Raw genomic sequence first — 21,574 nt, forward strand, 5'->3', positions numbered from 1 at the left:
GTCCGCGAAGTACCACCACCGCTCCTCGAGTGGCAACAACCCCCACCCGGCTCAGTAGTCCTCGAACGAGGTCACCTCACGCCGCGAGTCTGCCCTCGTGGTCCAGCAGCCAGCGCTTCACCGGCACTCCCCAGCGGAACCCGCCGAGGGACCCGTCGCTGCGGAGGACCCGGTGGCACGGGACGAAGAGCGCGGCAGCGTTGCGCGCGCAGGCCGAAGCCGCCGCGCGAACCGCTTCCGGTCGACCGGCGAGGGCTGCGTACTCGGCGTAGCTCACCGGCTCCCCGGCCGGGACCTTCCGCAGGACTTCCCACGCCTGTTCCCGGAACGGACCGGACTTCTGCCGCACCGGGATCCCGTCCACGGCGTGCAGATCTCCGTCGTGGTACCGGCGGATTGCCTCCGTCACGGCACCGAGGTCGGCGGCCTCCACCGGCTCCTCGGTCAGCAGCGCGGGGGCGATGAGCGGCAGCAACTCGTCCACCCGACCGGTCCAACCGGAGGCGAGCACGGCGCCGTCGTCGACCACAGCCGTGAACGGACCGGCCGGGGTGTCCACAGTAGACCAGTTGATCATGACGTCTCCCAGGGAAGTGCGGGGGTTCAGGAAGCGTGCTGCAGCTGTGGTGGCGCGACCGCCGCCTCCCACAGCAGCACTCCGGCGTAGGAGCTCCAGGGACTCCACTTGCGGGCGTGCTCCTGGATCACCGCTGGGTCCTCGGACAGTCCGAGGGCTTCGGCGCCGCGGCGCAGCGCGAGGTCTCCGATGAGCAGCACGTCCGGGGCACCGAGCACGCGCATGGCGACGTAGCTCGACGTCCACGGGCCGATGCCGCGGATCTGCTCCAGCTCGTGCCGCAGCTCCGCCTCGTCCCGCCCGGGGTGCAGGGCCAACCGGCCTTCGGCGACCGAGGCCGCCACGTCGCGCACGGTCTCCGCGCGTCGCCGCGGGCCGGGTAGGGCCTCCAGTGCTCGCTCGGCGAGCACCTCGGCGGTGGGGAACAGCGTGGTCACCGAGCCGTGCGCGTGCGGTAGCGGCTCACCCAGGTCGGTGACCAGCCGTTCGGTGGTCCTGCGGGCGGCCGCGACCGAGATCTGCTGGCCGATCACCGCGCGGATCAGGATCTCCAGGCCGTCCACGCTGCCCGGGACCCGCACGCCCGGCGTGCGGGCGATGGGTCCGCGCAGCACCGGGTCGGCGCCGAGCACCTCGCGGACCGCAACCGGGTCCGCGTCGAGGTCGAGCAGGCGGCGGAGCCTGCTCACCGCGCTGCCGAGGTCGCGCAGGTCGGTCAGCTGCAGCGTGCAGGCGACGTACTTCTCCTGCGGTCGCAGCGTCGCGACCCCGGTCCCGTACGGCAGCCGCAGGGAGCGCGTGTAGTGGTCCGGCCCGGCTTCCTCCAGCCCTGCCAGCGCGCGTTGGCTGAGGAAGCGCAGCACACCCGGGGCGTCGCACGGGGCACGGAACGGCAGCCGCAGCGGCACGGTCCCGGCGCCGCTCGGGGCGTCGTTGCGGCGCTGCGCGCGGCTGCGCATCTCCGTCGGCGTGGTGCCGAAGACCTCGCGCATGGTGTCGTTGAACTGCCGCAGGCTGGAGAAGCCCGCCGCGAAGGCGACATCGCTGAACGAGATCGCGGTCGTCTCGATCAGGATCCGCGCCGAGTGCGCGCGGTGCGCGCGGGCCAGCCCGAGCGGACCGGCGCCGAGCTCGGCGGTGAGCACCCTGGTCAGGTGCCGCTCCGAGTACCCGAGCTGGTCGGCCAGCCCGCGGACACCGCAGCGGTCCACCACGCCGTCGGTGATCAGCCGCATGGCCCGTCCGGCGAGGTCGGCGCGCAGGTTCCACTCGGGCGAGCCCGGCACGGCGTCGGGCAGGCACCGCCGGCACGCCCGGAACCCGGCGGCCTGCGCGGCGGCCGCTGTTGCGAAGAACACGCTGTTGGTGCGCTTCGGGGTGCGAGCGGGGCAGGAGGGGCGGCAGTAGATGCCGGTCGAGCGGACGCCGTGGATGAAGCACCCGTCGAACCGCACATCACGCGAGGCCACTGCCCGGAAGGCTTCTTCGGTTCCCACCAACATGCCTCCGATCGTGCCAGCGGGCAGCACCGGTCACTAGCGGGAAACGGACACGACCGTGCCGCGGCTCCGGGTGGGCAAATGCACGTTTGGTCCCTAGTGTCGCGGCATGGGTAACTCCAAGATCAAGCTCGTGACCGCCGCGGCCGGGGCGGCGCTCGCCGTGGTGGTCACCGCTGGTTGCAACGATCCGGCACCGGCTCCGCAGCAGGAGCAGGAGCAGGAGGACGGCGGCCAGCAGGGCGACCAGGACGACCAGCAGCAGGACGACCAGCAGGGCGACGACCAGCAGGACGACGACTGACCGCCGTGAGCGGCGGTGGTGGGCCGCCGCCGCTCACGAGTCCCACCGGGGCCGATGTCGCTCCGGGGCAGCACCTAGACTCCAGGGCGTGAGCCTCACCCTCGGAATCGTCGGGCTGCCCAACGTCGGCAAGTCCACCCTGTTCAACGCGCTGACCAGCAACGACGCTCTCGCCGCGAACTACCCGTTCGCCACCATCGAGCCGAACGTGGGCGTCGTGCCGCTGCCGGACGAGCGGCTGGACAAGCTCGCGGAGATCTTCGGCTCGGCCAAGACGGTGCCCGCCACGGTGTCGTTCGTGGACATCGCGGGCCTGGTCAAGGGTGCTTCCGAGGGGCAGGGCCTGGGCAACAAGTTCCTCGCCAACATCCGCGAGGCGGACGCGATCTGCCAGGTCATCCGGGTCTTCGACGACCCCGACGTGGTGCACGTGGACGGCCGGGTGGATCCGTCCAGCGACATCGAGACGATCAACACCGAGCTGATCCTGGCCGACCTGCAGACGCTGGAGAAGGCGCTGCCGCGGTTGGAGAAGGAAGCGCGGACGCACAAGGACAAGCGCCCGGCCCTGGAGCTGGCGCAGCAGGCCAAGGACATCCTCGACTCCGGCAAGACGCTGTTCGCGGCGGGCCTGGGCAAGGACACCCCGGACCTGCGCGAGCTGAACCTGCTGACCACCAAGCCGTTCCTCTACGTGTTCAACGCCGACGAGGGCGTGCTGGCCGACGAGGCGAAGCAGGCGGAGCTGCGCGACCTGGTCGCGCCCGCGGACGCGGTGTTCCTGGACGCCAAGGTCGAGGCGGAGCTCAAGGAGCTCGACGAGGAGTCCCAGCGCGAGCTGCTGGAGTCGATCGGCCAGGCGGAGCCGGGCCTCAACGCGCTGGCCCGCGCCGGGTTCCACACCCTGGGCCTGCAGACCTACCTGACGGCGGGCCCGAAGGAGGCACGGGCCTGGACGATCCGCCAGGGCTGGACGGCTCCCCAGGCGGCGGGCGTGATCCACACCGACTTCGAGCGCGGCTTCATCAAGGCCGAGGTCGTGTCCTTCGAGGACCTCACTGGCGCGGGCTCGATGGCGGAGGCCAAGTCCGCGGGCAAGGTCCGCATGGAGGGCAAGGACTACGTGATGGCCGACGGCGACGTCGTGGAGTTCCGCTTCAACGTGTGATCGGCATGCGATGCTGACCCGACCGCAGTAGTTCGATCGGGGAGCGACATGGCAGCGCAGCGACCGGGTGCCCACTCGTGGGCGTCGCAGGTGTCGGACGAGGAGTTCCGGCTCTCGGAGCTCGACCTCCACGTGCTCGGTTCCCATCCGGAGATCCTGGCGGCCCTGGGGCGCCGGTGGCGCACTGGGCCATCGACCGACACGGTGGCGTTCGCGGCAGCCATGCCAGCCGGGATCGGCGCGCTGGTGCTGGCGCCCGGCTGGTTCCGGCAGGTCCAGGGCGAGCCGTGGCTTGAGCCGGTGGACCTCGGCGACCGCGCTCCCTCCACCGCGTCGTTCTTCTTCGCGGTCGCCCTGGTCGGGTTGGTGGTCCTGACGGTGCTGTGGCTCCGGCGTGGTCGGCTCCGCGCCGGGACCGAGGTGTTCGCGGTCGTGTTCACGCTGGTCGCCGCCCTCGTCGCGCTGCCGCTCATGGCCTCCGTCGGCGTCGACGTGCTCGGGTTCGCCTCGGTCACGCTCCCGGTCTGGGGTGCGACCGCGGCCGCGGTCGCCGTGCTCGGAGCGTTCACCCAGGCCTCGGCGGGGCGGCGGGCCGGGGATGCCCAGGACTTCCACATCACGGGCCCGGCGGACCTGGAACGCGCCCACGCGCTGGTCGCCGCACTGCCACCGCGCAAGGTAAAGGGCCTCGCTGCCGAGCGCACGCGGGCGGTGGGGCGGCTGCGGGAACGAGGCATGATCACCGCTGGCCAGGCAGCAGCGGTCGAGGCCCTCCCGATCGGGTCCTCGATCACCCTCGACTCCTGACGCGCGATCCGGCACGGTCAGCTGTTGAACTTCTCCAGCAGTGCGAGGGCGGAATTCTTGCCGAGCTGGTGGGCCGCGAGCGGGCTGTCGCCGGTGAGCAGATTGCGGTCGCGGGTGGTCGCTCCGGTCATGTCGCCGTTGATGACCTCGATACCGGCTTCTCGCAGCCGTTCGCCGAGGTTCCAGGGCATCTTCCCGGGCAGGTATCCGATCTCGACGTTCGCACCGAGATCCAGGGCGTCGGGGAAGGCGACGATCTCGTAGCCGGAGAACGGGTTGGCGTCACGGTCGACGCCAGCGGCCAGCAGCGCGGCGGGCCCGTGGCACAGCGTGATCACCAGGCGGTCGTCGTCGAGGAAGAAGTCCAGCGCATCCCGCAGGTCGGCGCTGGAGGGGATGCCGTTCATCGCCCCGTGCCCGCCGGGGATGAAGATTGCTGCGTAGTCCTCCAGACCGTCCACGATCACCTCGGCGAGCTTCTCCGGAGCCTTGAAGCCGTCCTTCGTGGCCGCCCAGGCCGACCTCACCGCTTCGTCCTCCCCCGGGAACGCCCACCACTCGATCTTGCCGGGGCCACCGCTGATCGTGGCGATGTCGATGCCGTACCCGGCCTGCGCCATGTGGTGGATGGGCAGGAGCGTCTCCACCGGGTGGTTGCCGGTGGAGAAGAACGTCCCGTTCTGCATGAGCATGTAGCGCTCGTCGGTGGCGATCACGAGGATCTTCCAGCGGCCACCGGCGTACTTCTCCTCCGTGGCCAGACCGTCGTAATCGGTCTTGTCGGAGGTGTACTGGGAGAGCGAGTAGGGCGAGGGGAAGAAAGCGTTGTCCTCGGCCCGATCCGGGGTGGGTTTGCGGTCCTGCGCGTGCTCAGTCATCAGGTGCCTCCCGTGGTCGGTGGGTTCGATGGTCCGTCCCGACCGCGGCGCACGCATCACGCGAAGCAGGGGCGTCTCAGCTGGTGCCGCTCAGCGTTGTCGCTGCGTTCACGAGGGCGGTGAGGGAGTTGCAGCATGTGCACCACACGATGCTCGTTTCCTGCGAAGATCAGATCTCCGACGCGGATCCCGATCAGTTCCTGTCTGATATTGAGAAGTCCATGAAAGAGACCGGGGTCGTGCGGTGGTACTCCGCGCATCGCCACATTCCCGTCGTCGGCGAGGAGGCGATCCCGGCGTTCATCGCGACCGCGGTGCTGCAGTTCGGAGTGGCGGACCAGGCCGACCTGGCGACGTTGTTCGCGGCGCCGGGAGCGGTCGACGTGATCCACAAGTGGCGGGCGCGCCACCCCTACAAGGTCGCGTGGGTGAACCACGAGACCCCGGCATGACGCGACGTGCGAGGCGGAAGGTCGTTGCGTCCACGAGGAGGCCACCTGCTCGACTGGCGGGAACTCCTCCTCGGTACAAGCTCGCCAGCATCACCTGGTTGGCGATCTACCCGCTGATCACCCTGTTGCTCTGGGTGGCAGCGCCCCTGGTGGAACGCCTTCCGGTCTACGTCACGACGCTGCTGCTGTCGGCCACGCTGGTGTCCATGATGACGTTCGTCATCATGCCGTTCATGACCCGCCTGTTCGCCCCCTGGCTGACGGGAGTTCGGCAGGGGCACGACGACGACTCCTGACGTGCGGATCATCACCTTGCCCGGAAGTGGCCCTCAGCGGGTGGTGAACGCGCCTCCGTTGAGGTGGAGGTTCTGGCCGGTGATGTGACGGGCTTCGGGGGAGAGCAGGAACAGCGCGAGCGCCACGGCGTCGTCCGGGGTTCCGGTGCGGCCGATCGCCGTTTGCTGCCGGAGCTGTTCGGCGCGTTCCGCGCTCAGCGTGCCGCTGAAGAACTCCGTGTCGGCGATGTAGCCCGACGAGACGCAGTTGACCCGGATGTCCTGCGGTCCCAGATCTGCGGCGAGACCGACGGCGTAGGAGGCGACCGCGGCCTTCGCCGGGCCGTAGTAGCCGACACCGTGTTCAGCGGCGATGGAACCGAACAGGACGATCGAGGCCCCGGCCGACATCTGCGGGCGCAGGGCGTTGACCGTCAGCGCCGACGACGTGAGGTTCCCGGCGATGGTCTCGTCGAGGAGCGCCTTCTCGTCCTCCAGCGAGGTGGGGTGCGGGCGGGTGATGGCCGGGTTGCCGCCAGCGCAGTGCACGAGCCCGGTCACCGGGGCGTCGACGGTCTCGGCGAGCTTCCGCACGTCTGCGGGGGCGGAGTTGTCGCAGGGCAGGACCGCGATCCCGCCTCCGCTCGCCGCGGCGAGCTCGTCGAGCGGCCCGCGCCGTCGGCCGGTTGCCAGGACCCGTTTCCCGCGTGCGTGCAGTGCCAGCGCGATCGCACGTCCGATGCCCGTGCCGCCGCCCGTCACGATGTGCACGATTCCTCCATTAAGGCCTTAACAAGATGGACGTTAAGACCTTAATGTAAGCTGCCGGGCATGAGCAAGGCGGATCGAGCTGCGGCGATCATGGCGGCCTGGCGGCGTGAGCGACCGGACCTGGACCCGGCGTCGGTCGCGATCGTCACCCGCATCTGGCACCTGGCGAAGGTCTTCGGCGACGACCGCCGGAGACTGCTCGCGCGGCTCGGCATCGACCCTTCGCTCATGGACCTGCTGGGAACGCTCCGCCGCAGCGGCGAGCCGTACGCGCTGACGACCCGCGAACTCGCGGAACGTGCGGCGGTCACGCCAGCGGCCATCTCGCAACGCCTCGCCCGCGCCGAGCAGCGGGGCTGGATCAGCCGCGAACCTGCGAGCGGACGCGCGGTGCTCGTCCGGCTGACCGACGAGGGCAAGGAAGTCGTGGATGCGACGGCGGGAGCCATCTTCGACCACGAGGACGAACTCCTCGGCACGCTGTCCGATGAGGACAGAAACACCCTCGCCGACCTGCTGAACAAGCTCTGCGTGGACCTGGTCGGCGACGTCCCCCTCGGCCACGTCGGCGAAGGTGGCCCGTGACCGGGCTCGCGCTCAGCTGCGCCGCCGCGGCATCAGCTTGCGCAGATCGACGTCGATCTCGTACGGAACAGGACGCTGCAGGACGTCCCGGAAGATCCCGGCCGGGGCATAAACGCCCGTCGGCCCGTCCAGCTCGTACACGTGCACGACCGCTGTCGAGTCCTCGTCCTCGACGCACCAGTAGTGCCGGATACCGGCGTCGGCGTACTTGCGCAGCACCGTCCGGTCGCGGTGTGCGGACTCCGGGGAGACCGCCTCGACGACCAGCAGCACGTCCTCCGGCTCGTACCAGGTCCGGTCCGGGCCGAAGGGGGAGGTGGTGACGAGCAGGGCCGGTTCCGGCCGGTTGCGGGCGTCGAGCCGGATGGTCATCTCCCGTTCGACCTCGATGCCGTCGGGGGCCTGGCGGGCGAGCTCGACGGTGAGGCCGGTGACGAGGCGGCCGTGCCAGGACCGCTGCGGGGTCCTCATGAAGACGAGGGCTCCATCGATCAGCTCGGTGTGCCGGGGTGCCTCGGGCAGGTGGTCGAGATCCTCTGCGAACCAGCCTTCAGCGCGGGGCGGGCGCATCCAGTCGGGCAGCGTGGTCACAGGCCCAACGGTAGCGAGCTGACGGGCGTGGGGCCGCGTGCTCGCCCGGTCAGGGTTCGGTGGCTTCGAGGTAGGTGGCGAGGGCCGTTCGGGTTTGTTGGAGGCAGGTGAGGCGGTCGTCGATCGCCGTCAGCTCGGCTCGGAGGGTGGCCAGGAGGTCCGGGCACGGTTCGAGGGTGGGGAGCTCGCCGCGGGCGCAGGGGAGGACCGTGCGGATCGTCTCCGTGTTCAGGCCCGCGGCCAGGAGGTTGCGGATCTGGGCGACGACCGTGATCGCTTCCGCCGGGTAGTAGCGGTAGCCGCTCGGGGCTCGCTGCGAGGTGAGCAGGCCCTGCTGCTCGTAGTAGCGCAGGAGGCGTTGGCTGACCCCCGTCCGGCGGGACAGCTCGCCGATCTTCATGAGATCCGGCTCACGCGAGATTGACTCTGCCATCGGTGTCAGACTTTAGCGTCTGCCGCATGAGAAGCAGTCGTTGGACCCTCGCGGCCCTGTTGGTCTGCGTGTTCGCCATCGGGTCCGCGGAGTACGCGGTGCTCGGGGTGCTGCCCGACATCGCGGGCGACCTCCGAGTCTCGGTCGGGACCACCGGTCTGCTCGTCACCGGCTACGCGCTGACGGTCGCCGTCGGCGGGCCGGTGGTCACCGCGCTGACCACGCGGGTTCCGCGGAAAGCGCTGCTCATCGGCATGATCGGGGTCTTCACCGCGGGCAACGTGCTGGCCGCGCTCGCCGGTGCTTTCGGGCTGGTGCTGGTCGCTCGGGTCCTCGCCGCGCTGGTGCACTCGACGTTCTTCGCCGTCGGGTTGGTGCAGGCCGTGTCCGTCGTCGGTGCGGAGCGCCGGGGTTGGGCGATCGCGGTGGTCAGCGCCGGGTTGAACCTGGCGACCGTGCTCGGCGCGCCGGTCGGCACCTTCATCGGCCACGCGTTCGGGTGGCGGGCCGCGTTCTGGGCGCTCGCCGCGGTGAGCCTGGTCGCCGCCGGGCTCGTCGGTGTCGCGGTGCCGCGGTCGAGCGCGGTCGGACCGCAGTCGGTGCGGGCGGAGATCCGGGCGTTGGCCAGCCGCGAGGTGGTCGTGGTCGTGGCGGTCACGGTGCTCGCGCAGATCGCGCTCTTCACGCCGTACACCTACATCGCCACCATCCTCACCGAGGTGTCCGGGTTCGCAGCCGGGGCGGTGGGGTGGTTGCTGATGGCGTTCGGCGTCGGTGGGCTGGTGGGGAACGTGATCGGCGGCCGGTTGGCCGATCGGTGGCCGTGGGGTTCAATTCGCGGACTCCTCGCCGGGATGGCCGCGGTGCTCGGGGTTTTCGCGGTGGTGGCGCCGCACGCGGGTGCAGCGGCGGCGGGTGTGCTCGTGCTCGGTGTGGTGAGCTGCGCGCTCATCCCGGCGTTGCAGGCTCGGGCCTTCGCGGCTGCAGCGGCCGCGCCGACGTTGACGGTCGCGGTGAACACCTCGGCGTTCAACCTCGGGAACGCGGGCGGTGCGTGGATCGGGGGTCGGGTGCTCGACGGTGGTGCGGCGCCGAACTGGTTGATCGGGATCGGGGTTCTCGCCGCGGTCGCAGCTTGGGCGATGACCGCGGCTGTTCGGAGAGGTGCTGTAGTGGAAGGAAGAACTGATGTCGCTGTCCTCTGAGGTCCGGGGCTCCGGGCCGGGCCTGCTGCTGGCGCACGGTGCGGGAGGGTCGACTGCGGCCAACTTCCCGTTCATCGCCGAGCTCGCCGAGAAGCACACCGTGATCGCGCCGGACTACCCGGGCGCGGGCAAGACGCCGAAGGCCGAGCAGCCGCTGGAACTGGACCGGCTCGTCGACGACGTCGTCGCCACCGCGGTCGGCTCGGGAGTGGAAACCTTCGCGGTGCTCGGCTATTCGATGGGAACGACCGTCGCGATCCGCGCGGCCACGAGGTATCCGGAGCGCGTGACGGGGCTGGTGCTCACGGCAGGCTTCGCCCGCGCCGACCGGCACTTGCACCTCAACCTCGACGTCTGGCAGCACCTCCTGGACGACCGGGACGCGCTCGCGCGCTTCCTGCTGCTGAACTGCTTCGGACCGGAAGCGCTGAACTCGCTCGACGACTGGGACGAAGTGCTGCGCGGAACGGCGGACGGCGTGCCAGCCGGGACGGGTGACCACATCGACCTGCTGCGCACCGTCGACGTCCGCGCCGACCTGCCGCGGATCTCCGTGCCGACGCTGGTCGTCGCGACCACCCAGGACACGCTGGTGCCGCCGCACCACTCCAGAGAACTGGCGAACGCGATCCCCGGAGCGCAGCTCGTGGAGGTCGAGTCCGGACACCTGATCGCAGCCCAGAACCCCGGCGCCTGGCTGGCCACAATCCAGGACTTCCTGAACTGAGCAGGTCGTGAGTGCTTTCGGGGGCTCTTGCCCCCGAAAGCACTCACGAGACGGCCGTGCGAGGGGTGGTGACGTCCGCAATCTCGATTGAAGTTGCAACACCACGCAAAGCAACCACCCGCCGCTTTGAGCCCAGAATGAGCCCCCACCGCACCCCTAGTGGTCAAGCCGACCCCGGTATCACCACCGATCCCCAAGCCCCCGAACCCGAAGCCGACCGAATCCCCCGCCGCTCTGGAGGAGCCCGTGCGACCGTCGGCCTGCCGCGCCGATCGCTGCTAGCGTTTCGAGGATGACTGCATCCGCAGAACCGGTGCTGGTGATCGGCGCGGGAGTGCAGGGTCTGACCTGCGGCGTCGTGCTGGCCGAGGCGGGGTGGCCCGTGCGGATCCGGACCGCGGACCGGCCGCGCGAGACCACCTCGGCGGCGGCCGGTGCGATGTGGGGTCCGGCTCAGCTGAGACCAGCTGAACGGGTGTTGTACTGGGTGACCCGCTCGCACGCCGAGTTCACCGCCCTCGCCCGCGACGAGGGCTCCGGGGTGCGCCTGACCACCGGTCGGATGGCCGCCCGGTTCGAGCTCGGCGACGCGGTCCCGACCGAGGCTCGGCTGATCCCCGACCTGCGGCGCTGCACCCCGGACGAGCTGCCCGAGGGCTTCGTCAGCGGCTACCGGGGGACGGTGCCGCTGATCGACATGCCGCGCTATCTCGACCACCTGGTCGGCCGGTTCCAGGACGCCGGGGGAGAGCTGCAGCTCAGCCCGGTCCAGACGCTGGCCGACGCCGCCGCCGAGGCGAGCACGGTGGTCAACTGCACCGGCGTGGGCGCGCGGGAGCTCGTCGGCGACCCCGGCGTGCACCCGGTGCGCGGCCAGGGCGTCGTGGTGCGCAACCCCGGCATCGACGAGTACTTCGTCGAGCTGACCGACTCGGGGGACTTCGCCACCTTCATGCCGCACGGCGACCGGGTGGTGCTCGGTGGGGTGGCCGAGGTGGAGGAGTGGAAGCTCGACGTCCGGCCCGAGGTCAGCGCCGGGATCCGGCGGCGGTGCGCGGCGGTCGACCCGCGGCTGGCCGACGCCGAGGTGCTCGACGAGCTGGTCGGGCTGCGGCCGGGGCGCGAGTCGGTGCGGGTGGACGTCGAGCAGTACGAGGGGGCCCGGATCATCCACGACTACGGGCACGGCGGCTGCGGGGTGTCGCTGTCCTGGGGCTGCGCCTTCGAGGTCGCCGACCTGGTGGCGGGCTGACCGTCAGGACCTGAGCTGCTCGACCACGTTGTCGATCTCCTGCGCCAGCGAGGTGTCGTTGGCCGTGATGCCGCCCATGGAGTGCGTGCTGCAGTGGAAGACCACGGTGCGCCAGCGGATGTCCATGTCCGGGTGGTGGTTCTCGCTCTCGGCGATCTCCGCGATCCGGGTGACGGCCTGGATCGCCTGGGGGAAGCTGGCGAACTCCACGGTGCGGGACAGCTGGGCCCCGTCCTGCCGCCACTCCGGGAGGTGTTCGAGCGCCTCGGCGACCTGGGTGTCGTTGAGCAGTTCGGTCATGTGCACATGGTGGCGGCTCTGGGCGCCGAACTCCACCTGGGCCGCGCCTCAACCGGTGGAACGGGGGCGCTCCAGGTAGGTGGCGTCCGGTTCGGCGAAGCCGAAGGCGCGGTAGAGGCCGTGGGCGTCGCTGGTGTGCAGCATCCAGCGGAAGGTGCGGCCCGGGCCCTCCTCGATCATGACGCGCACCAGAGCCTTGCCGACGCCGTGGCCGCGCGCTTCCGGGACGACGATGACGTCGGCCAGGTAGGCGCTGCCCACGCCGTCGGAGAACGACCGCGCGAAGCCGATCTGCGCGCCGTCGGACTTGCGGTAGGCGCCGACCACCCGCCACGCCTGGTCGATCTGCTGGTCCAGCTGCTCGCGGCGGCGCCACTGGCCCCAGTACGCGTGCGTGCTGAGGCACTCCCACACCGCGTCGCGATCCACCCGGGCCCGCGAGTCGTCCACCTCGAACTCCATGGCGGGCAGGCTACTGCCGGACCCGTCGTCGAGGACACGGGTTTTTTCAGAGGGCTGCGCGCAGGGCGGCCAGCAGGCGGTGGGCCCGGTCGTCGAAGCCCTCCGTGCGCATCAGGCAGGGGCTGAAGGCGAAGGACACGCCCGCGCTCGGCCAGCAGCCGAACAGCGACCCGCCAGCTCCGCTGTGCCCGAAGCCCTCGGCCACCGGCCCGTACGTCCCCAGTTCGTCCTGGAGCTCGTAGCCGAGGCCGAAGACCAGCGGACGTCCGGTGCCGGGGTCGGTGCCGCGGCTCTCCTCGCGGCCAATCCGGTCCATAGTGGACTGGCTGACCAGCTTCCCGGTCACCAGCGCCGAGTACACCGCCGCCATGCCGCGCGCGGAGGCCATCGCGCCGCCACCCGGCATGCCGGTGGTCCACCAGGCCGGGGTGTTCCACGGGGCGTCCTCGCCCAACAGCGAAGGCGGGTTGCCGTACACCTTGTCCCGGTAGGCCAGCGCTTCGGGCGTGTCCAGGCGGTTGGCCACCTGGTAGTCCGGTGCGCGCCAGCGCCGACCGGTGCGCGACCACTCCGACTCCGGCAGGCCGAGCCAGCAGTCCGCCCCGAGCGGCTCGGCGACCTCGGCGCGCAGGAACTCGCCGACCTCCCGGCCGTCCACCCGGCGGATCAGCTCGCCAGCCAGCCAGCCGAAGGTCAGCGCGTGGTAGGCGGTCGTGGAGCCGACCGGCCACAGCGGGGCCTGCGCGGCCAGCAGCGCGGCCATCGCCACGCCGTCCGCGGCGTCCTCGCGGGTCACCGGGCGCTGCGGGTAGGGCAGACCGGCCGAGTGCGAGAGCAGCTGCCGGACCGCGACGTGCTGCTTGCCCGCCGCGCCGAACTCCGGCCAGTAGCGGACCACCGGCGCGTCCGGGTCGATCGCGCCGCGGTCCACCAGCAGCGCCACGCCGGTGGCCACCAGGCCCTTGGTGCCGGAGAAGATCGGCATCAACGTGTCGGTGGTCATCGGTTCGGTGCCGTCCGGGTCGCGGTGCCCGGACTGCAGGTCGATGATCTGCTCGCCGTCGCGGAACACCGCGAACGCCGCGCCCGCCTGGTCGGCCGCGACCACCGCGGCGAACTCCTCGGCTACCCGGTCGAAACCGCTCATCGGTCGCTCGCCTCCAGCTGGAAGTTCGGTGCGTCGGTCAGCAGCGAGCGCGTGTACTCGTGCTGCGGCGCGGCGAACAGCTCGTCCGCAGCGGACTGCTCCACGATCCGCCCGCCCTGCAGCACCGCCACCTGCTGGGCGATGTTGCGCACCAGCGCGATGTTGTGCGTGACGAAGACCAGCGCCAGGCCCATCTCCTCGCGCAGCTCCTGCAGCAGGTCGACGATCGCGGACTGCACCGAGACGTCCAGCGCCGAGGTGATCTCGTCGCAGATCAGCACCTCGGGCCGGGTGACCAGCGCACGGGCGATCGCGACCCGCTGCCGCTCGCCGCCGCTGAGCTGGTCCGGGTAGCGCTCGGCGATGTCCGGGCGCAGCGCGGCCAGCTCCAGCGCCTCGATCACCCGCTCCTCGGTGCTCTTGCCGTCGGCGCCGCCGAGCACCGAGATCGGCTGGGCCACCAGGTCGCGCACGCGGCGGCGCGGGTTCAGCGACTCGTACGGGTTCTGGAACACGTACTGCACCTGGCGGCGCTGGTCGCGGGTGCGTTTGGCGCTGCTGGGGGCGAGTTCGGTGCCGCGCAGCAGGACCGAACCCTCGTGCTTGGGGTGCAGACCGGCCAGGCAGCGCGACAGCGTGGTCTTCCCGCTGCCGGACTCGCCCAGCAGCGCCAGGCAGGAGCCGGGCGAGACGGCCAGCGAAACATCGTGCAGCACCGGCGAATCCGTGTACCAGGCGCGGATGTTGCGCACCTCCAGCACCGGTTCCGCCGACTCGGGCGTGGCGTCCGCGGGCCTCGGGGTGGCCACCAGCCGACCAGAACGCGGGTTCAGGCAGCGGATCTCGTGGCCGTCGGCGACCTCGGCGAGCGGCGGGACCTCGCTGCGGCAGTCGTCGGTCGCGGCCGCGCAGCGGGGCGCGAACGCGCAGCCGCCCGGGCGGTTCAGCGGCGACGGCGCCTGGCCGTCGATGGCCTGCATCGCGCGCTTGCCGTCCAGGTCCGGCACCGCGAGCACCAGGCCCGCGGTGTAGTGGTGGCGCGGCTCGTTGAGCACCTGGTCGGTCGGACCGGTCTCCACCACGCGGCCGGAGTACATCACCGCGATCCGGTCGGCCAGCTCGGCGACCACCGCCATGTCGTGCGAGATGTACACCCCGGCCGTGCCGTGCCGCTCGCACATCTCGCGGATGGTGGCCAGCACCGTCTTCTGCGTGGTGACGTCCAGGCCGGTGGTCGGCTCGTCGAGGACCACCACCTCCGGGCGGCCGACGAACGCCATCGCGATGGCGATCCGCTGCTGCTGGCCACCCGAGAGCTGGTGCGGGTAGCGGCGCAGGAACTCGTCGTCGTCCGGCAGCGCCACTTCGGTGAGCACCTGCTTGATGCGCTGCCGCGCGTCGGCGCCGGAGACGTCGTGCACCGCCTCGGCGAGCTGGGTGCTCAGCCGCAGTGCCGGGTTCAGCGCTGAGGCGGGGGACTGCGGGATGTAGGCCACGCGGCGGCCGCGCAGCGCGGCGGCCTGCTTGGCCGGGAGCGCCGTGAGGTCGGTGTCGCCGACGAGGATGCGGCCGTCGGCGATGCGGGTGCCGCGCTTGCAGTAGCGCAGCATCGCCAGGCCCAAGGTGGTCTTGCCGGAACCGGATTCACCGATCAGGCCCAGGATCTCGCCGGGGGCCAGGGTGAGCGAGATGTCCGCGACGATGGCGGCTTCCGAGGGCACGCCCCGGATCTCCAGACCGGCTGCGTCCAGCGCGGGGGCGGTCATCGACACCTCCTGAGGTGGGGGGAACCTGGAGAAACTTCCGCTGGGTCCGCGTCCGCGGTTCTCGGCCTCCGCCCTTGGTGCGCCACCAGGCGCGCAGCCCACCCGCGCGACTCGCACCGTGGGTGGAGGGCACCTTCCGCCGACTGGTGTTGCGAAGGGTGTCCGCCACCAGGCGAGGGGGAGTGGTGGGGGGATGTGGCAGGAGCGGTTCGGTGTCCGGCGGTGCTACGCGATCCCCGTTCCAGTGGGGCCTGTGGATCTGCCGGGGTGGGGCGGAGTTCGGCAAACATCAGCGGGCCTTCTCGATGCCTCGGTCCACGCCCGCCACGGAGCGGGACAGGCCGTCGGCGACGAGGTTGGTGCCGATGGTCAGGATCGCGATGGCCAGCACCGGCAGCGCCACCGCCCACGGTTGCACCGTCAGCGCGATGCGGTTCTCGTTGATCATCAGGCCCCAGTCCGCGGTCGGCGGCTGCAGGCCGAGGCCGAGGAAGCTCAGCCCGGCGACCAGCCCGATCGAGTAGTTCAACCGCAGGCCGAGCTCCACCAGCACCGTGCCGGTGACGTTCGGCAGGATCTCGCCGAGCAGGATCCGCCACTTCGGCAGCCCGATCGCCTCGGCGGACTTGACGAAGTCGCGCTCGGCCACCGACAGGGTGGCCGCCCGCACCACGCGCATCACCCGGGGCAGGTGGCTGCCGCCGACCACCAGCACCAGCAACCACAGCTCCGGGCCGACCACGCTCACGAACAGCAGGGCCAGCACGACCTGCGGGAACGCCAGCGCGATGTCGCCGAAGCGCATCAGCAGCTCGTCCAGCCATCCGCGCCGGTAGCCCGCGTACATGCCCAGCAGCGCGCCGAGCCCGACACCCAGCAGCGTGGCCAGCAGCGCCAGCAGCAGCAGGGTCTGGCCGCCGTGCAGGAACCGGGTCAGCACGTCGCGGCCCAGGTTGTCGGTGCCGAACCAGCTGCTCCCGGTCGGGTTGGAGAACGGGGTGTCGACGAACTCGGTGGCGGCGTGCGGGGCCACCAGCGGCCCGACGACCGCGATCGCCACCACCAGGAGGGAGAGCGCCAACCCGACCTTGGTGCGCGGCAGCCGCAGCGCGGCCCGCCAGACGCCCACCGCGCGCGGGGCGGGCGGGGCCGGGGTCGTGGTGCCGGTTTTCTGCGCAGTCGTGGTCATCGCGCGGCGGACCTCACCTTCGGGTTGGCGGCCAGACTCACCACGTCGGCCAGCAGGTTCACGACGATGTAGACGGCCGCGATGGCCAGCACCAGCGTCTGCACCACCGGCAGGTCGCGGTTGTTCACCGCGTCCACCAGCGCGAACCCGATGCCGGGGAAGCGGAACAGGAACTCGACGATGACCACGCCGCCGGCCAGCCAGGCCAGCTGCAGCGCGATCACCTGGGCCACCGGTCCGATCGCGTTCGGCAGCGCGTGGCGCAGGATCACGGTCCGCTCCGGCATGCCCTTCAACCGGGCCTGCTGCACGTACTCGCTCTCCAGCACCTCGATCATGGTGGCGCGCATGATGCGCACGATGTACGGCGAGACCGCGAGCACCATCGTCAACGTCGGCAGGATCAGCTGCACCGGATCGCTCCACGCCGACCCGGAACCGGTCATCACGTACACCGCGGGCAGCAGGTTCAGCGCGCCGGTGGACAGCAGCAGCACCAGCAGGATGCCGACCACGAACTCCGGCAGCGAGGCCAGCACCAGGCTGACCACCGAGGTGGCGTGGTCGAAGACCTTGTCGCGGCGCAGCGCGCTGTAGGTGCCGACCAGGATGGACAGCGGCACGCTGATCACCGTCGCGCACAGCATCAGCGCCAGCGAGTTGTTCAGCCGCGAGCTCAGCAGCTCGGTGACCGGCATGCCGTTGGAGTAGGACTCGCCGAGGTCGAGCTGGAAGAGGTTGCCCAACCAGGAGAAGTACTGCGACCACAGCGGCGCGTCGAGGTGCAGCTGCTCGCGCAGCGCGGCCAGCCGCTCCGGGGTGGCCTCCCGGCCGAGGATGGCGCGGGCGGCGTCACCGGGCAGCGCCTGGGTGGCCAGGAAGACCACCACCGACACCGCCCAGAGGATCACCAAGCCGAGCAGGATGCGCTTGACCAGCATTCGAGTCATCTGGTGCCCCCTCACTTCGCCAGCCAGGCGTGGCGGAACCCGTAGGAGTTCAGCGGGATGCCGCTCTTGTCCGGGGCCAGCCCGACCACCCGCACGCTGTGCGCGTCGAGCTGGTTGGGGAAGCCCCAGACGATGTAGCCGCCGCTCTCCCACTCGATCTGCTGCGCCCGCGCGATCAACTCCCGGCGGTGCGCTTCGTCGGTGGTGGCCCGCGCTTCGCGCACGAGCTCGTTGAACTCCGGGTGGTCCCAGTGGGTTTCGTTGTACGGCGAGTCGGGCAGGCTGCCGGAGGCGGCCTGCGCCAGGAAGTTCCGGGTGAACCAGAAGTCCTGGGCGAAGTCCCAGGACAGGTACATGTCGCCGAAGAACTCGCCGGTGTCCACCCGGCGGATGTTGACCGTGATCCCGGCATCGGCGGCCTGCTGGGCGAACACCTGCGCGGCCTCCACCACGCCCGCGGCCACCGGGGAGGTCACCAGCTCCACGGTCAGGCCCTCCTTGCCCGCCTCGCGCAGCAGCTGCCGGGCCTTGGCCACGTTGCGCCTGCGCTGGGGGAGGGCGGAGTTGAACATAGGGTCGGCCGGCGCGTAGAGGTCGTTGCCGATCGTGCCGTGGCCGCCGAGGACCTGCCGGACCATCTGCTCGCGGTCCACGACCAGCCGGAACGCCTGCCGGACTCGCACGTCGTCGAAGGGCGGCCGGTCCACCCGCATGGTGAACGGCAGCCACGAGCCGGTCTCCGACTCCAGCAGCCGCAGGTTCGGGTCCGCGTCGAGCACCCGCAGCAGACCGAGCGGCACCTGGTCGATGGCGTCGACCTGGCCGCCGAGCAGCGCGTTGATCCGCGCCGTGTCGTCCGGGAAGTCGATGATCACCAGCTCGTCCACGTACGGCTCGCCGTCGCGCCAGTAGTGGGCGTTCTTGGCGAACAGGCTCTGCTGGCCGGGTTCGAAGGAGTCGTGGCGGAACGGGCCGGTGCCGACCGGGCGCTTCGGGTCGTAGTCGACCGGCACGATCCCGTTGGCGTACTGGGCGAACTGGTCGGGCAGCGCGACGTCCGGGCGGGACAGCGTCAACCGGACGGTGCGCGGGTCCACCGCCCGCATCGCGCCCAGGTCCAGCGACCCCAGCCCGACCGCGCCGTTCTTCGGGTCGTCGGGGTCGGCGATCCGGCGCAGCGAGTGGATCACGTCCTCGGCGGTGACGGTCTTGCCGTGGTGGAACTTCACGCCCTCGCGCAACCGGATCGTCCAGGTCAGCGCCTGCGGGTCGGACTCGACGGACTCGGCCAGGGCGGGCTGGAGCTGGTAGGCGTCGTCGTAGCTCAGCAGGGTGTCGTAGAGCTGAAACGTCCGGGCCTGGTCGGGGTGCGTGACGGCGGCGTGCGCGTCCAGGGTGTCCTTGCTGGAGCCGCCGACGATGCCGACCCGGAGCCGTCCGCCGTACTGCGGTGGGCCGGTCGGCACCGGGGCCTTGCGGACCGCGCCGCCCGCGCACCCGGTGATCAGCGTGCCCGCGCCCACCGCGCCCGCACCCGCCGCGACGTACCGGAGGAAGTCGCGTCGACTCGGGGCGGCGTTCGACTGTCCTCTGCTCGCCATCCGGGCGGTACCTCCTGTGTCTCGCGGGACGTGCGCCGGTTCGGCTCGCGCCGGTCGGCCCGTCCGGGCGGCCCGGCAGCACCCCGCTGGTGTTGCGCTTCGATGGTTCGACTGATTGATCAGTCAATCGATCGCATCGACCTTCGCGGACGTGAACGGGGCTGTCAAGACGTCATGTGCTGGGTAGATATGTCAAGCCCCCGTTGCGCAGTGGAGATCCAACGGGGTGTTTCCTTGCTACTTTCGCAACGCTCGGGTGGGATTGCGGAGTCGGCTTGGCCATGGGTTTCGCCGGTCCCGGCCGGGTCGCGGCGGCGGTCGGCGGGGGCTCCGGCGCGGCCCGTCCGAGCGGTGCCGGTCGGGCGGGCCGCTGGCGAGCCATCTCACAGTCCGCCGCGCCGCCCGGTCACCGCTGGTCGCCGGACCAGTTCGGACAGTCGTCGGACCTCCGGGCGAATCGGCGCTCGCCGTCCGCCCCGCGGCCCGAGGCTGAGATCCACCTGAGAAACAGGTGCCCATCTGAGAACGGACTGAGAGTTCGATGTTCGCGGCGCCCGTCGATCGGCATGCTGGAGCGCATGGTGCCGCGCGTGTTGGTGGTGGACGACGAACCCGGGGTTCGAGCCGCGCTGCGGCGCGGCCTCTCCGCCGAGGGCATGGAGGTGACCGTCGCCGGGGACGGTGTCGAAGCCCTGCGCCTGGCGCTCACCGGTGCCTTCGACGTCGTCGTGCTCGACGTGATGCTGCCCGGCCTGTCCGGCTACCGGGTGCTGGAGCGGATGCGCGACCAGGACGTCACCACCCCGGTGCTACTGATCTCGGCGAAGAACGGCGAGGTCGACCAGGCCGACGGGCTCGACCTCGGCGCGGACGGCTACCTGGTCAAGCCCTTCTCCTTCCTGGTGCTGGTCGCGCAGGTCCGCGCGCTCCTGCGGCGGCGCGACACCGCCGGTCGGCAGGGGTGCCTGCGGGTCGGTGCGCTGGAGATCGACCGCGCGGGCCGCGAGGTGCGGTGGGCCGGGCAGCCGATCGCGCTCTCGCCCCGGGAGTACGGGCTGCTGGTCGCGCTGGCCAGCCACCCGGAGGCGGTGGTGGCCAAGGACGACCTGCTGCGCATGGTGTGGGGCGAGGAGCAGTTCGTCACCCGCAACGTCGTCGAGGTCTACATCGGGTACCTGCGCCGCAAGCTCGCCGCGGCCGGTGCGGGTGAGCTGGTGCAGACCGTGCGCGGCCAGGGCTACCGGGTCTGCGCCCCACCCGCATGACCGGCGGCCTGCGGCAGTGGTGGCACCGCCGCACCATCCAGTTCCGCACCAGCGTGGTGGCCGCCGCGGTCGCGCTCATCGGGCTCGGCGTGATCGCGCACGCCAGCACCGGCATCGTCGGTTGGCTCCTGATCGACTCGGTGGACGCCGACCTGCGCCGCACCGCGGCCGCCACCGCGGACCGGCTCGCGGGCGGTGCCGCACCGGCCGAGCTGGCCAGTCCGGACATCCGGGTGCTCGACGTCGCCGGTACCCCGGTGGACTCGCTGCCCGCGCCTGGCTTCCACCGCTGGCAGGTCGACGAGCTGCGCGCGGGCAGCGGCGTGCTCGACTTCGACCCGCCGACCGACCTGCACCGCTGGCGCGCTGTCGTGGTGCCCGCGCCGGACGGTCAGCCGCTGCTGGTGGCCACCGGCGCGCGGCTGGTCGGGCTGCTCGACGCGGCGGGCAAGACCAGTCGGCTGCTGGGGTTCGGCTCGGTCCTCGCGGCTGGTCTGGTCGGGTTGGCCACCTGGCTGGTGGTGCGCCGCGCACTCCGCCCGGTGGAGCGGATGCGGATGGCCGCGGCCGGGCTGCCGGAGGGCAGGAGGCTGCCGGTACCGGAGGCCGCCGACGAGATCCGCGCCCTGGCGCAGGAGCTCAACACCATGCTCGCCCGCCGCGACGCCGACACCGAGCGGCTGCGCCGGTTCACCGGCGACGCCGCCCACGAGCTGCGCAACCCCGTCGCCTCGATCCGCGCTCAGGCCGAGGTCGCCGTGGTGCACCCGGACCCGGAGCTCGCGCAGGAGACCCTGCAGGACATCGCGGGCGAAGCGCAGCGGCTGTCGGCACTGGTGGAAAGCCTCCTCGCGCTGGCCCGGGCGGAACGCGGCGTGGGCTCACCGGGTCAACCGGTGGACCTCGGCGCCGCCGCCAGGGCCGCCGCTGGCCGCCTCGAATCGCCCGAGGGGCCGCCGATCTCGGTGGAGGTCCCGGCTGCTCCGGTGCTCGTCCTCGCCGACCCGGCCGAGGTGTCGACCGTGCTGGACAACGTGGTCGGCAACGCGCTGCGCTACACGCGGACGGTGGTGCGGGTCTCGGTCTTCGCTGATGGCATGGGCGGCTCCGGGATGGGCTGGGTCTGGTTGGTGGTGGACGACGACGGGCCGGGCATCCCGGAGGAGCACCGGGTGCGGGTGTTCGACCGCTTCCATCGGGTGGAATCCGACCGCGCGCGCAGCACCGGCGGGGCCGGGCTCGGCCTGTCGCTGGTCGCCGACGCGGTTCGCCGCCGGGGCGGGGTGGTCCGCGCGACGACGTCGCCGGAGGGTGGCGCCCGGGTGGAGGCGCGGTGGCCGAGGCACCGGCCGCTGCCCTGACCGCCCGCC

The 21,574-nt window shown here is 71.5% G+C and carries 24 protein-coding genes; 11 read left to right on the forward strand and 13 right to left on the reverse strand.

Annotation, left to right across the window (positions count from 1 at the left end; all coding sequences use genetic code 11):
• Positions 1-76 precede the first annotated feature (76 nt).
• Positions 77-577 (reverse strand): methylated-DNA--[protein]-cysteine S-methyltransferase, encoded by a 501-nt coding sequence (locus tag ABT324_RS05995; protein WP_351172372.1) that lies wholly within the window; start codon positions 575-577, stop codon positions 77-79.
• A gap of 26 nt (positions 578-603) precedes the next feature.
• On the reverse strand, positions 604-2,079 hold the full coding sequence (locus ABT324_RS06000; RefSeq protein ID WP_351172375.1) for a DNA-3-methyladenine glycosylase 2 family protein: 1,476 nt from the start codon (positions 2,077-2,079) through the stop codon (positions 604-606).
• 106 nt (positions 2,080-2,185) lie between these two features.
• Between ABT324_RS06000 and ABT324_RS06005 the strand changes: the two genes are divergently transcribed.
• The 3 genes from ABT324_RS06005 (at position 2,186) to ABT324_RS06015 (ending at position 4,355) form a co-directional block, all read left to right on the forward strand.
• Positions 2,186-2,380, forward strand: coding sequence for a hypothetical protein (locus ABT324_RS06005; RefSeq protein WP_351172378.1), 195 nt, complete (start codon positions 2,186-2,188; stop codon positions 2,378-2,380).
• 88 nt (positions 2,381-2,468) lie between these two features.
• Positions 2,469-3,548 (forward strand): redox-regulated ATPase YchF, encoded by a 1,080-nt coding sequence (gene ychF / locus ABT324_RS06010; protein ID WP_351172381.1) that lies wholly within the window; start codon positions 2,469-2,471, stop codon positions 3,546-3,548.
• A gap of 48 nt (positions 3,549-3,596) precedes the next feature.
• Positions 3,597-4,355, forward strand: coding sequence for a hypothetical protein (locus tag ABT324_RS06015; protein ID WP_351172384.1), 759 nt, complete (start codon positions 3,597-3,599; stop codon positions 4,353-4,355).
• Positions 4,356-4,372: 17 nt separating this feature from the next.
• On the opposite strand, the gene hchA is transcribed toward ABT324_RS06015, so the two are convergent.
• Positions 4,373-5,233: a glyoxalase III HchA gene (gene hchA, locus ABT324_RS06020; protein WP_351172387.1), complete on the reverse strand. Its 861-nt coding sequence runs from the start codon at positions 5,231-5,233 to the stop codon at positions 4,373-4,375.
• Positions 5,234-5,352: 119 nt separating this feature from the next.
• Between hchA and ABT324_RS06025 the strand changes: the two genes are divergently transcribed.
• Positions 5,353-5,685, forward strand: coding sequence for a hypothetical protein (locus tag ABT324_RS06025; RefSeq protein WP_351172390.1), 333 nt, complete (start codon positions 5,353-5,355; stop codon positions 5,683-5,685).
• Positions 5,682-5,981, forward strand: coding sequence for a putative antibiotic biosynthesis monooxygenase (locus ABT324_RS06030; protein WP_502949702.1), 300 nt, complete (start codon positions 5,682-5,684; stop codon positions 5,979-5,981). The genes ABT324_RS06025 and ABT324_RS06030 overlap by 4 nt, the downstream gene beginning before the upstream one ends.
• A gap of 33 nt (positions 5,982-6,014) precedes the next feature.
• Here the strand turns inward: ABT324_RS06030 and ABT324_RS06035 are convergent, their stop codons facing one another.
• Positions 6,015-6,731: an SDR family NAD(P)-dependent oxidoreductase gene (locus tag ABT324_RS06035; protein ID WP_351172396.1), complete on the reverse strand. Its 717-nt coding sequence runs from the start codon at positions 6,729-6,731 to the stop codon at positions 6,015-6,017.
• 60 nt (positions 6,732-6,791) lie between these two features.
• On the opposite strand from ABT324_RS06035, the gene ABT324_RS06040 reads away from it, so the two are divergent.
• The gene (locus ABT324_RS06040) at positions 6,792-7,316 is read left to right on the forward strand and encodes a MarR family winged helix-turn-helix transcriptional regulator (protein WP_351172399.1); all 525 of its coding nucleotides are present in this window, start codon (positions 6,792-6,794) and stop codon (positions 7,314-7,316) included.
• 12 nt (positions 7,317-7,328) lie between these two features.
• Here the strand turns inward: ABT324_RS06040 and ABT324_RS06045 are convergent, their stop codons facing one another.
• Positions 7,329-7,907, reverse strand: coding sequence for a Uma2 family endonuclease (locus ABT324_RS06045; protein ID WP_351172402.1), 579 nt, complete (start codon positions 7,905-7,907; stop codon positions 7,329-7,331).
• Between the two features lie 49 nt (positions 7,908-7,956).
• Positions 7,957-8,307, reverse strand: a complete 351-nt coding sequence (locus ABT324_RS06050; protein WP_351172868.1) for a MerR family transcriptional regulator — start codon at positions 8,305-8,307, stop codon at positions 7,957-7,959.
• A 59-nt stretch (positions 8,308-8,366) separates the two neighbouring features.
• On the opposite strand from ABT324_RS06050, the gene ABT324_RS06055 reads away from it, so the two are divergent.
• The 3 genes from ABT324_RS06055 (at position 8,367) to ABT324_RS06065 (ending at position 11,524) form a co-directional block, all read left to right on the forward strand.
• Complete coding sequence (locus ABT324_RS06055) at positions 8,367-9,545, forward strand: MFS transporter (RefSeq protein WP_351172405.1); 1,179 nt, start codon at positions 8,367-8,369, stop codon at positions 9,543-9,545.
• Positions 9,529-10,272 (forward strand): alpha/beta fold hydrolase, encoded by a 744-nt coding sequence (locus tag ABT324_RS06060; RefSeq protein ID WP_351172408.1) that lies wholly within the window; start codon positions 9,529-9,531, stop codon positions 10,270-10,272. The genes ABT324_RS06055 and ABT324_RS06060 overlap by 17 nt, the downstream gene beginning before the upstream one ends.
• 292 nt (positions 10,273-10,564) lie before the next feature.
• Positions 10,565-11,524 carry an FAD-dependent oxidoreductase gene (locus tag ABT324_RS06065; protein ID WP_351172411.1) on the forward strand — a complete coding sequence of 320 codons (960 nt, stop codon included), beginning with the start codon at positions 10,565-10,567 and terminating at the stop codon, positions 11,522-11,524.
• Between the two features lie 3 nt (positions 11,525-11,527).
• Here the strand turns inward: ABT324_RS06065 and ABT324_RS06070 are convergent, their stop codons facing one another.
• The 7 genes from ABT324_RS06070 to ABT324_RS06100 form a co-directional block, all read right to left on the reverse strand.
• Positions 11,528-11,824, reverse strand: coding sequence for a 4a-hydroxytetrahydrobiopterin dehydratase (locus ABT324_RS06070; RefSeq protein ID WP_351172414.1), 297 nt, complete (start codon positions 11,822-11,824; stop codon positions 11,528-11,530).
• 48 nt (positions 11,825-11,872) lie between these two features.
• The gene (locus ABT324_RS06075) at positions 11,873-12,286 is read right to left on the reverse strand and encodes a GNAT family N-acetyltransferase (RefSeq protein WP_351172417.1); all 414 of its coding nucleotides are present in this window, start codon (positions 12,284-12,286) and stop codon (positions 11,873-11,875) included.
• Positions 12,287-12,332: 46 nt separating this feature from the next.
• Complete coding sequence (locus ABT324_RS06080) at positions 12,333-13,433, reverse strand: serine hydrolase domain-containing protein (protein ID WP_351172420.1); 1,101 nt, start codon at positions 13,431-13,433, stop codon at positions 12,333-12,335.
• Positions 13,430-15,199 carry an ABC transporter ATP-binding protein gene (locus tag ABT324_RS06085; protein WP_351172423.1) on the reverse strand — a complete coding sequence of 590 codons (1,770 nt, stop codon included), beginning with the start codon at positions 15,197-15,199 and terminating at the stop codon, positions 13,430-13,432. Before ABT324_RS06085 ends, ABT324_RS06080 begins: the two co-directional genes overlap by 4 nt.
• Positions 15,200-15,488: 289 nt before the next feature.
• On the reverse strand, positions 15,489-16,388 hold the full coding sequence (locus ABT324_RS06090; RefSeq protein ID WP_351172426.1) for an ABC transporter permease: 900 nt from the start codon (positions 16,386-16,388) through the stop codon (positions 15,489-15,491).
• Positions 16,385-17,338, reverse strand: a complete 954-nt coding sequence (locus ABT324_RS06095) for an ABC transporter permease (protein ID WP_351172429.1) — start codon at positions 17,336-17,338, stop codon at positions 16,385-16,387. Before ABT324_RS06095 ends, ABT324_RS06090 begins: the two co-directional genes overlap by 4 nt.
• 11 nt (positions 17,339-17,349) lie before the next feature.
• The gene (locus tag ABT324_RS06100) at positions 17,350-18,939 is read right to left on the reverse strand and encodes an ABC transporter substrate-binding protein (RefSeq protein WP_351172431.1); all 1,590 of its coding nucleotides are present in this window, start codon (positions 18,937-18,939) and stop codon (positions 17,350-17,352) included.
• A 578-nt stretch (positions 18,940-19,517) separates the two neighbouring features.
• On the opposite strand from ABT324_RS06100, the gene ABT324_RS06105 reads away from it, so the two are divergent.
• Positions 19,518-20,204, forward strand: a complete 687-nt coding sequence (locus ABT324_RS06105) for a response regulator transcription factor (protein WP_351172434.1) — start codon at positions 19,518-19,520, stop codon at positions 20,202-20,204.
• A complete protein-coding gene (locus tag ABT324_RS06110) occupies positions 20,201-21,565 on the forward strand; it encodes a sensor histidine kinase (protein ID WP_351172437.1) in 1,365 nt (454 codons plus the stop codon). The genes ABT324_RS06105 and ABT324_RS06110 overlap by 4 nt, the downstream gene beginning before the upstream one ends.
• Positions 21,566-21,574 lie beyond the last annotated feature (9 nt).

The sequence above is a fragment of the Saccharopolyspora sp. NPDC000359 genome (assembly GCF_040300525.1).
GTDB lineage: Bacteria > Actinomycetota > Actinomycetes > Mycobacteriales > Pseudonocardiaceae > Saccharopolyspora.

Excerpts from the sequence above, each read along its gene's own strand:
- ABT324_RS06040 (WP_351172399.1), top strand. The coding sequence starts at position 6,792 with ATGAGCAAGGCGGATCGAGCTGCGGCGATCATGGCGGCCTGGCGGCGT.
- ABT324_RS06110 (WP_351172437.1), top strand. The coding sequence starts at position 20,201 with ATGACCGGCGGCCTGCGGCAGTGGTGGCACCGCCGCACCATCCAGTTC.
- ABT324_RS06030 (WP_502949702.1), top strand. The coding sequence starts at position 5,682 with ATGACGCGACGTGCGAGGCGGAAGGTCGTTGCGTCCACGAGGAGGCCA.
- ABT324_RS06005 (WP_351172378.1), top strand. The coding sequence starts at position 2,186 with ATGGGTAACTCCAAGATCAAGCTCGTGACCGCCGCGGCCGGGGCGGCG.
- ABT324_RS06095 (WP_351172429.1), bottom strand. The coding sequence starts at position 17,338 with ATGACTCGAATGCTGGTCAAGCGCATCCTGCTCGGCTTGGTGATCCTC.
- ABT324_RS06070 (WP_351172414.1), bottom strand. The coding sequence starts at position 11,824 with ATGACCGAACTGCTCAACGACACCCAGGTCGCCGAGGCGCTCGAACAC.
- ABT324_RS06055 (WP_351172405.1), top strand. The coding sequence starts at position 8,367 with ATGAGAAGCAGTCGTTGGACCCTCGCGGCCCTGTTGGTCTGCGTGTTC.
- ABT324_RS05995 (WP_351172372.1), bottom strand. The coding sequence starts at position 577 with ATGATCAACTGGTCTACTGTGGACACCCCGGCCGGTCCGTTCACGGCT.
- ABT324_RS06100 (WP_351172431.1), bottom strand. The coding sequence starts at position 18,939 with ATGGCGAGCAGAGGACAGTCGAACGCCGCCCCGAGTCGACGCGACTTC.
- ABT324_RS06090 (WP_351172426.1), bottom strand. The coding sequence starts at position 16,388 with ATGACCACGACTGCGCAGAAAACCGGCACCACGACCCCGGCCCCGCCC.
- hchA (WP_351172387.1), bottom strand. The coding sequence starts at position 5,233 with ATGACTGAGCACGCGCAGGACCGCAAACCCACCCCGGATCGGGCCGAG.
- ABT324_RS06080 (WP_351172420.1), bottom strand. The coding sequence starts at position 13,433 with ATGAGCGGTTTCGACCGGGTAGCCGAGGAGTTCGCCGCGGTGGTCGCG.
- ABT324_RS06050 (WP_351172868.1), bottom strand. The coding sequence starts at position 8,307 with ATGAAGATCGGCGAGCTGTCCCGCCGGACGGGGGTCAGCCAACGCCTC.
- ABT324_RS06060 (WP_351172408.1), top strand. The coding sequence starts at position 9,529 with ATGTCGCTGTCCTCTGAGGTCCGGGGCTCCGGGCCGGGCCTGCTGCTG.
- ABT324_RS06075 (WP_351172417.1), bottom strand. The coding sequence starts at position 12,286 with ATGGAGTTCGAGGTGGACGACTCGCGGGCCCGGGTGGATCGCGACGCG.
- ABT324_RS06085 (WP_351172423.1), bottom strand. The coding sequence starts at position 15,199 with ATGACCGCCCCCGCGCTGGACGCAGCCGGTCTGGAGATCCGGGGCGTG.
- ABT324_RS06015 (WP_351172384.1), top strand. The coding sequence starts at position 3,597 with ATGGCAGCGCAGCGACCGGGTGCCCACTCGTGGGCGTCGCAGGTGTCG.
- ABT324_RS06105 (WP_351172434.1), top strand. The coding sequence starts at position 19,518 with ATGGTGCCGCGCGTGTTGGTGGTGGACGACGAACCCGGGGTTCGAGCC.
- ABT324_RS06000 (WP_351172375.1), bottom strand. The coding sequence starts at position 2,079 with ATGTTGGTGGGAACCGAAGAAGCCTTCCGGGCAGTGGCCTCGCGTGAT.
- ABT324_RS06065 (WP_351172411.1), top strand. The coding sequence starts at position 10,565 with ATGACTGCATCCGCAGAACCGGTGCTGGTGATCGGCGCGGGAGTGCAG.